We start from the raw sequence: 13622 nt of genomic DNA on the forward strand, positions 1-13622 counted from the left end.
GCAAAAGGCTGACTGTACTGAAAGGTGGCTCAGATTTACTTCGCGCGAAGTGGCTCATTATTACTTTGCGCCCAACAGCAGAAGTTTTGACCGATTGAGTGCGCTCCTCGAGAACGAGCAGCATCATCTGTAACAATGGCCGTTGTCATGATGACGGTGCACTGCAAGGTCCCTGTATGCACAACTCTGCTGCCCACACCACAAGGGTGTGGACAGCCGCCCTGCGGGCGGTACCACAGTTGCACACACTCGAACGTCTGACGCGCCGGCTTTGGCAACTCGCCCCTATCTGTAAAAAGAGGAATGGAAAACCCGAGAGGGTTGCTGTCGGTCGATTCGGATCTGTTGCCTAACGCTCGTAGGCTGGGCCGGGACCGCCGTTACTCGTCTGTCACAAAGACATGCGCTCGCGGCCGACGTCCATACGCTTCCGATTCCGGGGTGAACGTCCATACCTGCTTATGTGCGGGTGAGCTACAGACTTCAATCTATGGTCTTTAACCTGTCTGTATAACGAAGAAGTAGTTGCCGCCGACGTACAGCACGAGCTTCGGCGCGGTGAGGTCGCCGTGGAAATCGGCGAGCACGTCGACCTGCGGCACCGTGAATTCGAGGCCGCGGTTCGTCGCGTCGTTGTTGCGGCCGTCCTGCCACGGCGGAAAGACGCTGTTTGAAGCATCGGCCGGGGCAGCGAGCGACAGCGCCGACGTGCAGCAGAGCGCGGCCAGCGTGGCGGACAGCGCCGTGAGCCACCGGCGTCGCCACGGAGAACGCGTGCGGATCGATGTCATCGGGCGCCTCACTTCGCGTAAGTGAAACCGGCGTGCTGCAGCTCGGGCAGCGTACCGACCACGCCCGGCGTGACGATCGCCGACGGAATCACGTGGTTGGTCAGGTCGGCGGCGAGCGCGTCGAGCGGGAGCTTGTCCGGATTTGCATTCGCGCGGTCGAGCCGTTCCGCGAGCTCCCAGATCGCGTTGTGGCATGCCAGGAACACGACGCCGCGCTGCTGCAGCGCGGCGATGCTGTTGTCGTGCGACGAGAACGCGCCATCAGGTAGTTCGTGATCCTGCGCGTCTTTCGACTGCGCGGGTTCCGCGGCGAGCAGCGTGTTGGTCGCGAACGCGGCGCCGGCGAATGTCGCGAGGCCGTATTTGTCCCACGCGGCCGGGTCGAACAGCGCGAGATGCGCGGCGCCGTGCGTGGCCGACACGACGAGGAAGTCCGGATGACCGAATCCCCAGACCTGCGCGTTCAGCGCATTGCGCATCAGGTTCAGCCACGGGCCGCGAGCTCGGTGTTGTCCCATACCTGCTTCGGGCCGCCGCGATAGCCGATCACTTCCATGAGCGCCGCGTGATCCCATTGATCGGGGCGCTCGACGATCATCGGCACCGTCTTGAAGTCGCGTCGTCTCGGCGTGGCCGCGAGGCGGCGGGTGAGGTCGGCGAGGCGCGTCGCGCCGCCGGCCAGCAGCGCGCCGGATTCGGGCGTCGCAGCCTGAGCGGTGCGCGCGGCGCCGAGCAGCGCCGTGGCGGCCGCGAGGCCGAGTGTCTTGAGCGCGCCGCGGCGCGCATCCCGGTCGGACATCGAACTCTCCCATATCGTTTTCGTGGGGGCGTGCCGCTGCGCAGCGTCGCCATCGCGTAGCCAGTCTAGAGGCGCGCGATCGACAGCGGAAATCGCGATATCGGATGGGAGATATTCGAGGGTGCGATGATTGGATGAAACGACAAGGCCGCGCGGTGCTGACTCATGCGGCGCCGCGCGGCCTTCGTCAGCCTTGAAAGGTCAGTGTGCGGTGCGTTCGCGCAGCACTTCCGACGGCCGTGCGTTGCGCACGAACACGCCGGCCAGCACCGCGCCCGCGAGTGCGATCGCGCCGGCCAGCACGAACGCGGACGCGAACGAGCCGCTGCGCTCGACGATGAAGCCGGTCACCGCCGGCCCGATCACGCCCGACAGGCTGCCCATGCAATGCAGGAAGCCGCTGACGCCGCCGACGCGCGCCGGGTGCACGACGTCCTGCACGATCGCCCAATAGATCGCACCCGTCACGTACAGGAAGAACAGCGACACGGACATCAGCGCGACCGCGCCTTGCGTCGACTGCACGGCGCCCGCGACGGCCACGCACGCGCCGGCGCCGAGCAGGCAGGTGACGAGCACGATCCGGCGCGACAGCAGCAGGTTGCCGGTGAGCCGGTACAGCGCATCCGAGATCGCGCCGCCGCACGCGAGGCCGACCGTGCCGACGAGCCAGGGCACGACGGTGGCGACGCTCATCTCCTTGATGTTCAGATGGTGCGCACGCACGAGGTAGCTCGGGAACCAGCTCAAGAAGAAGAACAGCACGTAGTTGTAGCTGAAGAACGCGGCGGCCGTCGCGAGGATGCGCGGCTGGCGCACGTAGTGCGACAGCGTGTGTGCGGGCGTTGCGGGGCCGGCGGCGGCACCTGCGTGGGGGGGCGCAGCGGCGGGTGTCGCTGCGGGCGCACCCGCTGCGCCGCCGACCGGCGTGGCCGGACGGTCCGAGGTCGACATCATCCACACGACGACCCACACGAGCCCGATCGCACATACGATCCAGAACGCCGGTCGCCAGCCGAACTGCGCGGCCAGCAGGCCGACGATCGGCCCGGCGATCGCGCCGCCGAGCGGCGAGCCGGCGCTGAGCAGGCCCATCGCGGTCGCGGCGGCGTCGCGCGGCAGCCAGTTGTTGACCATCTTGTTCGCGGCCGAGCACAGCGGCCCTTCGGCCATGCCGAACAGCAGCCGCACGATCAGCAGGCTCACGAAGCCGACGGTGAGCGCGGTCATTCCGCAGAACACTGACCACAGCCCGACCGACAGCACGTATACGAGCTTCGGCCCGAGCCGGTCGGACGCGAGCCCGCCGATGAAATTGAACAGCGCGTAGCCGATGAAGAACGTGCTGAAGACGAGGCCCATCTGCGCGGCGTCGATGCCGAGATCGGTCTGCACGATCGGCGCGACGATCGACAGCGCGACGCGGTCGAGATAGTTGATGCCATACACGAGGAACAGCAGGAATACCGTGAACCACGCCTGCGACTTCTGCTTCATGTCCGTCTCCTTCGTGCCGGTGGGCCGGCTGTCATGGTTGTCTTGTCGATCGTTTGCCGCGTCGGCATGTGCGTCGGCGGGCAGGGCACTGCGCGGTTCGATCAGGAGTCCCGCGAACCGGGGTAAGCGGTCGTTCAGCGCGCGTACAACGGTGCGAGCAGCCCATCGGTGCCGCTCGCGCGAAGCGTCGCGAGATGGGCACCGATGCGCGTGATCACTGCATCGGGCCATGCCGCCGAACCGGCGAGCGCGAGGCTGCCGAGGGCAGCCCGAACCGCGCGGGTGGCATCGCCGGCTGCCGACAGCGCCGCGCCGAGTGCGGCCGCGCCCGGATCGCTGACCGCGAGCGCGCGGCCCGATTCGTCGCGCGCGTTGGCGAGGTAGTGCAGCCAGAGCGCGAGCGCGCGTTCCAGATAGGGCCGCTCGACGCCGGCCCGCGCGCTTTCGGCGAGCGCGGGAAGCCAGCGCAGCGGCACCTTCTGCGTGCCGTCCATCGCGATCTGTTCGGTGCGATGCGCGAGAGTCGGATTGCGGAAGCGCTGCACGAGCGTCGCGCAATAGCCGTGCGCGTCATAGCCGGACGGCACGTCGACGGTCGCGAGCAGGTCGCGCGTCATCACGCCGTCGACGAGCGCCGCGATCGCCGGATCGGCCATCGCGTCGGACACCGTCGCGCGGCCGCGCAACTGTCCCGCATACGCGATCGCCGAATGCGAGCCGTTCAGCAGCCGCAGCTTCATCGTTTCGTAGGGCCGCACGTCGCCGACGAGGTGCGCGCCGGCGTCTTCCCAGCGCGGGCGCGGGCCGGCGAAGCGATCCTCGATCACCCATTGCGAGAACGGCTCGCAGACGATCGCAGCCGCATCGCGCGCGCCGAGATGGGCGTGCGCCCAGTCGAGAGATTCGGGCGTCGCGGCCGGCACGATCCGGTCGACCATGCTGTTCGGGAACGCGACGTCGTCGCGGATGCGCCGCGCGAGCGCGCCGTCGATGCGTTCCGCGTAGTCGATCAGCAGCGCGCGCAGCGTGTCGCCGTTCGATGTCATGTTGTCGCAGCAGACGACGGTCAGCGGCGCATGGGCCGGCCGCAGGCGCAGGCCGGCCGCGATCACGCCGAGCGCGGTGCGCGGCGTGCCGGGCGTCGCGAGATCTTGCCGGATCGCAGGATCGTCGGTATCGAGACCGCCGCCGGGGCGGCGGCAATAGCCTTTCTCGGTGACGGTCAGGCTGACGATCGACACGGCCGGATCGGCGATCAGCGCCAGTAGCGCGGGCAGCGATTCGGGCGCGAACAGCGCGTCGTGCACCGCACCGACGATGCGCGCGCGCGCGCCTTGGCCATCGCGTTCGATCACCGTATACAGGTGATCCTGCGCGGCGAGCAGGTCGACGGTATGCCGCCGCCGCAGTTCGACGCCGACGATGCCCCAGCGCAGGTCGCCCTGTTCGAGCACCGTCTCCGTATGCAGCGCCTGGTGCGCGCGATGGAACGCGCCGAGGCCGAGATGGACGATACCCGTGCGAACCGCCTGCCGGTCATAACCGGGACGGCCCGTGCCGGGCGGCGCAGTGCGCAGAAAATCGGGGGCAGATAGCATGACGGTCGGCAACGGTTTGTACCATGGTAGATGATGGAATGCGTGCAGGTTATTTCGAGTTTTAGCGCGAAGTTATCGGTGTAAACGCTAGATCGCCTGAAATCGACTGCTTATGTACCATGGTAGGCATCGATATCAAGTCGGATCCATCGCAACCATGAGCGAAACGGCAGCACTGGAAGAAGCGGACGTCGTGGTCACGGCGTTGCAGGGGTTCTCGCTGGACGAGAGCCGGTCGTATACGGAGCAGGTGCATGCGCTGCTGCGCCACGCGATCGTGCGCGGTGCGCTGCCGCCGCGCACCGCGCTGTCGGAGGCGGTGATCTCCACGACGATCAAGGTCAGCCGCACGCCGGTGCGCGAAGCGTTCGCGCAGCTCGCCGACGAGCGGCTCGTGCAGATCATCCGGAAGGTCGGCACGCTGGTCGCGCCGATTCCGGTGTCGATCCTCGAGGAAGGGCGCTTCGCGCGCAGCACGCTCGAATGCGCGAACCATGTCGAGCTCGCGCAGAAGATCACGCCGGCGCAGCTCGCGGAGCTGTCGCGGATCATCGACGCGCAGCGCGAGGCGGTGGCCGCGGGCGACGTCGAAGCGTTCTTCGATCTCGACGAGGCAATGCACGGCCGGATGTTCGCGTTCGCGGGTCGGCCGCACGTGTGGGAAATGCTGCAGCCGATGAAGCGCCAGTTCGACCGTGTGCGCTGGCTGCTGCTCGACCGCGTCGAGGATCACGCGCGCCGCGCGCTGCAGGAACACGAACAGATCCTTGCGCACATCGCGTCGCGCAACATGGCGCTGCTCGGCGCATCGGTCGCGTCGCACGTCGACCGGATCGGCTCGCATCTGCCGGAAGTGCGCAGCCGCGCGCCCCATTACTTTGTCGACTGAAACGCCCGCTGGAGGAGCGCAGTGAAAATCGAACGCTTGCAGACCATCGTCACGTGTCCGGGCCGGAATTTCGTGACGGTGAAGATCGTGACCGACGAAGGCGTCTACGGCCTGGGCGACGCGACGCTCAACGGGCGTGAGCTCGCGGTGCGCGCGTACCTGGAAGACCACGTGTTTCCGTGCCTCGTCGGACGCGACCCGCGCAACATCGAGGACATCTGGCAATACCTATATCGCGGCGCGTACTGGCGGCGCGGGCCCGTGACAATGGCGGCGATCGCCGCGATCGACATGGCGCTGTGGGACATCCTGGGCAAGCTCGCGGGCATGCCCGTCTATCAGTTGCTCGGCGGCAAGAGCCGCGACGGCCTGATGGTATACGGCCACGCGAACGGGCGCGATCACGAGGAAGCGGTCGACGCGGTGCGCGCGCACATCGACGCCGGCTACCGCGCGATCCGCGTGCAGTCCGGTGTGCCGGGGCTCGACAAGGTGTACGGCGTCGGCAAGACGGCCGGCGCGTACGAGCCCGCCGAGAAGGGGCTGCCGCCCGAGGAGCCGTGGGACACCGCGCTCTACCTGCGCCACACGCCGGAACTGTTCCGCAAGGTGCGCGACGCGGTCGGCGATGCGCCGCACCTGCTCCACGACGCACATCACCGGCTCACGCCGATCGAAGCCGCGCGGCTCGGCCGCGATCTCGAGCCGTATCGCCTGCTCTGGCTCGAGGACGCGACACCCGCGGAGAACCAGGACGCGTTCCGCCTGATTCGCCAGCACACGACGACGCCGCTCGCGGTCGGCGAGGTATTCAACTCGATCTGGGATTGCAAGGACCTGATCCGCGACCAGCTGATCGACTACATCCGCGCGACCATCGTGCACGCTGGCGGCATCACGCACGTACGGCGCATCGCCGACTACGCGGCGATGTACCAGGTGCGCACCGGTTTCCACGGCGCGACCGACCTGTCGCCCGTCTGCATGGCGGCGGCCGTGAACTTCGGGCTGTGGGCGCCGAACTTCGGCATCCAGGAACTGATGCCGCACAGCGCGCTGACCGACGAAGTGTTTCCGCACAGCTACCGCTTCGAGGACGGCTATCTCGTGATGGACGACGTGCCGGGCCTCGGCGTCGACATCGACGAGACACTGGCCGCGAAATACCCGTACGAGCGCGCGTACCTGCCGGTCGCCCGGTTGCGCGACGGATCGATGTGGAACTGGTAAGCGCCGAAGACCGGAAGGAGAGAACCGAAATGTTGAGCGTCGTTGTCGATCGTCCGAACAGCATGGGCGTGCGCGAAGTGCCGCTGCCCGTACCCGCAGCCGGCGAAGTGCGCGTGAAGGTGCGCTATGCGGGCATCTGCGGGTCGGACCTGCACATCTTTCACGGCAAGAATCCGTTCGTGTCGTATCCGCGTATCATCGGCCACGAGTTCGTCGGCACGATCGAGTCGGTCGGCGCGGGCGTCGACGCCGCGCGGCTCGGCGAGACCGTCGCGGTCGATCCGGTGATCAGCTGCGGGCATTGCCACGCGTGCACGATCGGCCGGCGCAACGTCTGCCGGCACCTGACCGTGCTCGGCGTGCATCGCGACGGCGGCTTCAGCCAGTACACGTGTGTGCCGGCCGGCAATGCGTACCGGATTCCGGACGCGATCGCCGAACCCTGCGCGGCGATCGTCGAGCCGTTCGCGGTGGCCGCGAACGCGACGTCGCGCACCGGCGTGCTGCCGGGCGACGTCGCGTTGATCTATGGCGCCGGCACGGTCGGGCTGACGATCCTGCAGGTGCTCAAGCGCGTGTACGGCATTCGCGCATTCATTACCGACCGGCTCGATGCACGGCTTCAGCTCGCGCGCAAGTGCGGCGCGGCCGAGGACGAAATCATCGACACGAGCGTCGAGTCGTTGCCCGACGCGCTGGAAAAGCGCGGCGTCGACGGCGGCCCGACGCTGATCTTCGATGCGGTCTGCCATCCGTCGATTCTCGAGGAGGCCGTGCGGATCGCCGCGCCGGCCGGCCGGATCGGCGTGCTCGGGTTTTCGTCGGAACCGTCGGCGATCGTGCAGGCGGAGCTGACGAAGAAGGAGTTGACGCTCGCGGCATCGCGGCTGAACTGCGCGATGTTCCCGCAGGTGATCGACTGGATTGCTCGCGGGCTGATCCAGCCGGAGCACATCGTTACGCACAAGGTGGGCTTTCGCGACGTCGCGCAGGCGTTCGAGATGGCCGAGCGCAATCCCGAGAAAAGCTGCAAGATCCTGCTCGATTTCGCGGGCGGGTGAGATCGGCTCGTGTCGCCGGCGGGGGCGCGTGGCACGGCCCCAGCCCCGGCCACCCGGCGCAAAGATGCGTCAGAACGACACCGTCGTCGTCAGCGTGACGAGCCGCGGCTCGCCGACCGCGACGATCAGGTTGCTGTTGCTCGACGGGTAGTAGGTCTTGTCGAGCAGGTTCTTCACGTTGAGCTGGATGCGCGTCGGGAACTTGCCGATCGTCGTTTCGTAGGCCGCGAACGCATCGACGGTCACGTAGCCGGGCAGCGTGAAGCTGTTCGCGGTGTCGCCGGGCCGTGCGCCGACGAGCCGCGCGCCGCCGCCGAAGCGCCAGCGCCCCGGGAGGTTCGCGATCGCCGTGTCGTACACCGCGAACAGGCTGCCGGTGTGGCGTGCGACGTTGACGAGCGGCGTGTTGCTGTCGCGGTCGTTCGCGTTCGTGTACGCATAGCTGCCGATCAGGCTCAGGTGCCGCGTGAGCTGCCCCGCGACGTCGAGTTCGATGCCGCGCGAGCGCGCGGTGCCGATCGTCGACGTGATGTCGTTGACCGTGACCGCGACGTTGCGCTTGTCGATCTGATAGGCCGCGAGCGTGCCGGTGATGCCCGGCTTCAGGCTGAACTTCAGGCCGGCTTCCAGCACGCGGCCGAATTCCGGCGCGAGCGGCGCGGCCACGTTGGACGCGACGTTCGGCTTGAACGAACGGCTCACGTTCGCATACGCGGTCAGCGACGGCGTGAGCGCATACGCGAGCCCGAACTGCGGCAGCCACACGTTGCCGTGCGAGCGGTCGGCGAACACGAACGGCCGCCCCATTCCCGATTCCTGCTGCCAGTCCTCCCAGCGCAGCCCGCCGACCGCGGTGAGCCGGTCGGTGATCTTCACCGAGTCCTGCACGATCATCGAGTACGTGTGGACCTTCGAGAGCGAATCGCTCTGCTTCGCGCTCACCGTGCCGCCGGGCGCGAGCAGGCCGTAGACGGGATCGTAGAGATCGAAGCCCTTCGTCGCGGTGCCGCGGATCGTGTCACCGCGGAAGCTGCGCTGCCGCTCGTATTCGCCGCCGACATAGAGCGCGTGGCTCATCCCCGCGAGCGTCAGGTTGCCGAGCAGGCCGAGCGTCGCGATCTGGTCGGAGTCGTTGCGTCCGAGGTTCGCGTCGGACGAGCGCGACAGCGCGCCGGTCGTGCTGTTGAAGGCGGTCGCGCGGGCGATGTATTGATCGTAGCGGTCGCGGCCCCAGCCGTAGGTCGCGCGCACGCGCCATGCGTCGGAGAAGCGGTGTTCGACGCGCGCGCGCAGCGTTTCCTGGATGCCGCTGCTTTGCGCCCACGCTTCCTCGTAGCGGCGATAGCGCAGCGCATCGTCGGGGCGGCCGTTCACGAGCACCGTGCCGCGATCGAACGGCATCGTGTAGTCGGCGTACTGGTAGCTGACGTCGATCGACGTGTTCGCGTCGTGCCACGACAGCGCGGGCGCGATCAGCGCATTGCGCTCGCGGCCGAAGCTGCGCCAGTAGCGGCTCGTGTCGTATTCGCCGGTGAGCCGGAATGCGAGCGTGCCGCCCGCGACCTGGCCCGGCTTGCCGAGCGGGCCGGTCAGGTCGAACTGCGCGCTGCTGCCGCCGTGGCTCGTGCGCGAGGCCGAGATCGAGCCGCCGAACGTGTCCTCCGGCTTGCGCGTGACGAGGTTGATCACGCCGCCCGGGTCCTGCATCCCGTACAGCAGCGAAGCCGGGCCCTTCAGCACTTCGACGCGGTCGATCGTCGCGAGGTAGCTGTGCAGCACCGGCGTGCGCACGCCGTCGACGAGCACGGAGCCGTCGTTGTTCGAGCCGAAGCCGCGCTTGATGAACGCATCGCGCGTGCCGCCGAGCGTGTTGGTCTGCGTGACGCCGCTGATGTTGCCGAGCACGTCGTCGAGCGAGCGCGCCTGCTGGTCCTGCATCACGCTGCTGCTGACCACGGCGACCGATTGCGGAATCTCCCTGAGCGGGCGATCGTCGCCGCCGGCGACGCTGCTCGTGCGCGGCTGGTAGCCGACGGTCGGATCGACTGCTGACGATGCGCTGACGCTGATCGTCGGCAGTTCGCGTTCGGGGCGCGCGGGCGTCGACGAGGGCGAGGGCGTGGCCGCCGAAGCCGTGGCGGCAGGTTCGGCATCCGCATGCGCGCCGCTTGCGACGCAAAGCGTGATCAGGGCAGGCAGGCTCGCGCGCCACGGACGAAGCGTCCGGGCGCGGTGGGGCGTTCGGCGGGATGGCATGAATCGATGAATGGACGGAGTGCTAAGGACGATGACGCGGGCCGCAGCGCCTTTACTGCGTCGCGCGGAGGATGTGCATGATATACGTAATGAGAATCGTTTGCAATTGTAAAGAGGCCGATTCGGACCGGGCATCGTGATTGCCGGGCCGCCGGCCGTCTGCTACCGTAGCGCCCAAAAACAGACGCAGTGAAATTCAATGAGAGCCGGGGGCCGCACCATGTCATCTTCCTGTCACGTCGCGTGCCGCGCGACGTCGCGCACCGCAGCCGACCACGCGGGTGCTGAAGTGATTGCAGCCGTGTTCCACGATTCGAACGATTGACGCAACGGCCGCACGTCATTCCCTGGTGTTTCGCCGGGCAGCCGGCGAAGCGCCGCGATCGATTACTTCAACCACCACGCTTGACGGGAGACCACCCAATGAAAAAGAGTTCCGCGCCGTTCATGACGGCCGCGCTGGCTGCCTGCGCGATGCTGGCGGGCGTTCCCCAGAGCGGCTACGCTGCGCCGGCCGCCGAGCCCGCGATCGACGCGCACTACGCCACCGTGATCGAGGCCTACACGCAGGACATGGCCGCCGCGAAGACGAAATACGACGGCAGGCGCCTCGCGTTCGTCGGCGCGGTGATGCGGATGGGCAGCGACCCGGGCGGCACGTACTTCGGTGCGTTGACGGCCGACGGCGAGCAGTTCGACACGCATTTCGACGCGGCCGACCAGGCCGCGTTGAAACCGAAATTCCCGGGCGGCGAGATCAAGCCGTTCACGGCGTCCGCGAATTTCCGCTTCAGCTGCGTGAACGAAGGTTATATCGACGCGCCGGTGCTGCCCGGGCTGAAGCTGTCGCATTGCCGGCTCGCCGATTGATCGAGGTGCGGTGTCCGGCGTTCAGAACTTCTGCTGGATGCCGGCCATCACGCCGAGCTGATTCATCCCGGTGCCGACCGTCCCGCCGGCCGCGACCGCGTTCGCGGCCAGCGCGCTGTTGAACATGTAGCCCACCGACGTATACACGGTCGTCCGCTTCGACAGGAAATAGTTTGCGCGCCCGACGACCAGCGTCGCGTTCGTGCCTTCCTTGTTTTCGCGGCGTTGCAGGTAGCGCACGCCCTGCAGGTCGAGCGCGAGGTAGGGCGTCGCGTAGTACGTGCCGCCCGCGAACACGATGTCGGCTTGCAGATGTTCGGCCGCCGCGAGGTTGCGGCGGATCCACCCTGCGCCGAGTTTCGCGGGGCCGATCTTCACGTAGCCCGCGACGATGTCGCGCGTGTCGGTGTAGGCCGGATTGTTCAGCGGCGCGAGCGCGCCGCCGCCGCCGCGCATCACGTCGTGCGACGCGGCCAGCCCGAAATTGCTCGCGTCATACGCGAGCATCGCCGTGTATTGGCGGCACGCGACGATGTCGCCGGGCACCTGTCCGGCGCAGCCCGTCGCCGCCGGCCCCGCCGGCCCGGCCGCGTCGCGGCCGAAGCTGTAGGTCGCGCCGAGCGTCACGCCGTGGAACGTGCCCTTGTAGCCGATCGCATTGTCGCTGCGCGCGTTCGGCAGATACGAGTCGAAATCCGCCATCGAATGAATCGACGGGCCGATCACGTCGGCATTGGTCAGCACGATCATCGACATGTTCATCTGACGGCCGAGGGTCAGCGCGCCGAACGGGCTGTTTACGCCCACGTTGGCCTGCCGCCCGAACAGGCGCCCGCCGTAGTTCAGCGCGCCGGTGCCCGGCTGGAAGCCGTTTTCGAGCACGAAGAAGGCCTGGTAGCCGCCGCCGAGATCCTCCGTGCCTCTCAGGCCCCAGCGTGACGGCACTTCGCCGGTCAGCGTCGGCATCCCGGTGAACGATCCGCCGCGCGCGGCGTTGTTGTAGTAGGACACGCCGGTATCGATGATCCCGTACAGCGTGACGCTGCTTTGCGCACAGGCCGGTCCGGCCAGCGCCATCGCCGTCGCGAGTGCGACGCCCAGTTTCGTTTTCATGGCTGTCTCCAAACAGTATGTAGATGTACTTATCGATTTTTTTATTGCCCCGGACCTGCCCGGGATGCCGACGGGTATCGGCAGGACTGCGGGTGTCGCGTGTTACGAGATCGCCGGATCGCGTTGCCGGTGCGGCGCCGCGACATGCGCGCCCGCCACGGCGACGGCGATCGCCGCGCCGGCCATCGGCACGAGGAACGCGAAATAGAGATGGGGCACGGACCAGCCGTCGTCCAGCAGCGCGCCGACCGTCATTGGCGACAGGATCGCGCCGAGGCGGCCGATGCCGACCGCGAGACCGATGCCGGTCGTGCGGATCTCGGCGGGATAGGGCGTTGGCGACAGCGCGTACATGCCGGCCACGCACGCGTTGATCACGGCGCCGAGGAACACCGCGACGATCATCCCGGTGCCGAGCGAGCCGGTGTTCGCGCCGAACGCGACCATCAGTGCGCCGCCCAGCAACAGCGTCGCGCCCAGCAGGCTGCGAAGGCCGAACCGGGTCGACAGCAGGCTGAACAACGACGCGCCCGCGATGCCGCCGAGGTTGAGCAGCACGCCGCCGGTCACACCCTGCGAGGCCGACAGGCCGGCCTGGACCAGCAGCTTCGGCGTCCAGCTCACGACGAAATAGAAGCTGCCCATCACGAGGAAGAACGCGACCCACAGCGCGATCGTGCGACGCGTGAGCGGCGCGCGCAGCACGGCCGTCCAGCTCGACGCGGGGCTCGCCGTGTCGATGGATGCGCTCGCGGCCGGCAGCGCATCGATCGGCGCGCGCTTCATTCTCGCGAGGATGCGGTTGATCTTCTGCAGCGCGTCGTCCGGACGTCGCGCCAGCAGGAAGTCGAGCGATTCCGGCAGCAGTGCGAGCACCATCGGGATCGCCATCAAGGTCAGGATGCCGCCGAACGCGAACACGCTGCGCCATCCCCATACCGACAGCAGGTAACCGGCGAGAACGCCGCCGGCGGTGGCGCCGATCGCGTAGCCGGTCGACTGCATGCCGATCGCGGCGCTGCGCCATTTGTTCGATGCGTATTCGCCGCTGATGACGGTCAGGCTTGCGAGCATCCCGCCGATGCCGAGCCCCGTATAGGCACGTGCGACGGCGAGTTGCAACGTGCTGTGCGTGGCCGCACAGGCCAGCATGCCGGTCGAGATCACGGCGAGGCAGAGCAGGATGATGCGGCGGCGGCCGACGCGGTCGGCCAGCGGGGCGATCAGCACCGAGCCGATCCCCATGCCGGCCAGCCCGGCGCTCAGCAGCAGGCCGATTTCCTTGCCGCTCAGTTTCCACTCGGCCGCCAGGTGCGGCGCGGCAAACGCGATGGCCAGCACGTCGAAGCCGTCGAGCATGTTCAGCACGACGCAGGCCGTGACCGCCATCGTCTGGAACGCGCTCATCGGGGACGCGTCGATCGTATTGCGGATATTTTCGCTCACGTCAAAGATCCTTGATAAAAATAGTATGACTAATCGAATGGGATGAAATCGAAGCCGGCAGCGGCGAATGGG

The 13622-nt window shown here is 67.6% G+C and carries 9 protein-coding genes and 2 pseudogenes; 4 read left to right on the top strand and 7 right to left on the bottom strand.

Translation table 11 applies throughout. From position 1 onward, the window contains the following. Nucleotides 1-509: 509 nt before the first annotated feature. The 4 genes and pseudogenes from DIE17_RS35060 to DIE17_RS35075 form a co-directional block, all read right to left on the bottom strand. A pseudogene (locus tag DIE17_RS35060) lies at nucleotides 510-791 on the bottom strand (ABC transporter substrate-binding protein); the annotation flags it as partial. A gap of 8 nt (nucleotides 792-799) precedes the next feature. Then, nucleotides 800-1590 (bottom strand): annotated as a pseudogene (locus tag DIE17_RS38470) (transcriptional initiation protein Tat). Nucleotides 1591-1791: 201 nt separating this feature from the next. Beyond that, nucleotides 1792-3087, bottom strand: coding sequence for an MFS transporter (locus tag DIE17_RS35070; RefSeq protein WP_124488660.1), 1296 nt, complete (start codon nucleotides 3085-3087; stop codon nucleotides 1792-1794). Between the two features lie 134 nt (nucleotides 3088-3221). Continuing rightward, the gene (locus tag DIE17_RS35075; RefSeq protein ID WP_124488659.1) at nucleotides 3222-4685 is read right to left on the bottom strand and encodes a mannitol dehydrogenase family protein; all 1464 of its coding nucleotides are present in this window, start codon (nucleotides 4683-4685) and stop codon (nucleotides 3222-3224) included. Nucleotides 4686-4842: 157 nt separating this feature from the next. On the opposite strand from DIE17_RS35075, the gene DIE17_RS35080 reads away from it, so the two are divergent. The 3 genes from DIE17_RS35080 to DIE17_RS35090 are packed head-to-tail and all read left to right on the top strand — an operon-like array spanning nucleotide 4843 to nucleotide 7865. After that, the gene (locus tag DIE17_RS35080; protein WP_124488658.1) at nucleotides 4843-5574 is read left to right on the top strand and encodes a GntR family transcriptional regulator; all 732 of its coding nucleotides are present in this window, start codon (nucleotides 4843-4845) and stop codon (nucleotides 5572-5574) included. A 21-nt stretch (nucleotides 5575-5595) separates the two neighbouring features. Next, nucleotides 5596-6804: a D-mannonate dehydratase ManD gene (manD, locus tag DIE17_RS35085; RefSeq protein ID WP_124488657.1), complete on the top strand. Its 1209-nt coding sequence runs from the start codon at nucleotides 5596-5598 to the stop codon at nucleotides 6802-6804. Nucleotides 6805-6833: 29 nt separating this feature from the next. Then, nucleotides 6834-7865: a Zn-dependent oxidoreductase gene (locus DIE17_RS35090; protein ID WP_124921762.1), complete on the top strand. Its 1032-nt coding sequence runs from the start codon at nucleotides 6834-6836 to the stop codon at nucleotides 7863-7865. A gap of 69 nt (nucleotides 7866-7934) precedes the next feature. On the opposite strand, the gene DIE17_RS35095 is transcribed toward DIE17_RS35090, so the two are convergent. Beyond that, entirely contained in the window at nucleotides 7935-10121 is a 2187-nt protein-coding gene (locus DIE17_RS35095) for a TonB-dependent siderophore receptor (RefSeq protein ID WP_124529971.1), read from the bottom strand. A 423-nt stretch (nucleotides 10122-10544) separates the two neighbouring features. On the opposite strand from DIE17_RS35095, the gene DIE17_RS35100 reads away from it, so the two are divergent. Then, nucleotides 10545-10991: a hypothetical protein gene (locus DIE17_RS35100; protein ID WP_124488654.1), complete on the top strand. Its 447-nt coding sequence runs from the start codon at nucleotides 10545-10547 to the stop codon at nucleotides 10989-10991. A 21-nt stretch (nucleotides 10992-11012) separates the two neighbouring features. Here the strand turns inward: DIE17_RS35100 and DIE17_RS35105 are convergent, their stop codons facing one another. Both DIE17_RS35105 and DIE17_RS35110 read right to left on the bottom strand, forming a co-directional pair. Beyond that, the gene (locus DIE17_RS35105; protein WP_124921763.1) at nucleotides 11013-12104 is read right to left on the bottom strand and encodes a porin; all 1092 of its coding nucleotides are present in this window, start codon (nucleotides 12102-12104) and stop codon (nucleotides 11013-11015) included. 102 nt (nucleotides 12105-12206) lie between these two features. Further along, complete coding sequence (locus DIE17_RS35110) at nucleotides 12207-13550, bottom strand: MFS transporter (protein ID WP_124921764.1); 1344 nt, start codon at nucleotides 13548-13550, stop codon at nucleotides 12207-12209. Nucleotides 13551-13622: the final 72 nt, after the last annotated feature.

It is taken from the genome of Burkholderia sp. Bp9099, assembly GCF_003857805.1.
In the GTDB taxonomy this organism is placed as follows: Bacteria; Pseudomonadota; Gammaproteobacteria; order Burkholderiales; family Burkholderiaceae; genus Burkholderia.

What these genes read in the sequence shown, in the direction of transcription:
- DIE17_RS35105 (WP_124921763.1), bottom strand. Translation starts at nt 12,104, where the DNA reads ATGAAAACGAAACTGGGCGTCGCACTCGCGACGGCGATGGCGCTGGCC.
- DIE17_RS35100 (WP_124488654.1), top strand. Translation starts at nt 10,545, where the DNA reads ATGAAAAAGAGTTCCGCGCCGTTCATGACGGCCGCGCTGGCTGCCTGC.
- DIE17_RS35075 (WP_124488659.1), bottom strand. Translation starts at nt 4,685, where the DNA reads ATGCTATCTGCCCCCGATTTTCTGCGCACTGCGCCGCCCGGCACGGGC.
- DIE17_RS35080 (WP_124488658.1), top strand. Translation starts at nt 4,843, where the DNA reads ATGAGCGAAACGGCAGCACTGGAAGAAGCGGACGTCGTGGTCACGGCG.
- DIE17_RS35070 (WP_124488660.1), bottom strand. Translation starts at nt 3,087, where the DNA reads ATGAAGCAGAAGTCGCAGGCGTGGTTCACGGTATTCCTGCTGTTCCTC.
- DIE17_RS35095 (WP_124529971.1), bottom strand. Translation starts at nt 10,121, where the DNA reads ATGCCATCCCGCCGAACGCCCCACCGCGCCCGGACGCTTCGTCCGTGG.
- DIE17_RS35090 (WP_124921762.1), top strand. Translation starts at nt 6,834, where the DNA reads ATGTTGAGCGTCGTTGTCGATCGTCCGAACAGCATGGGCGTGCGCGAA.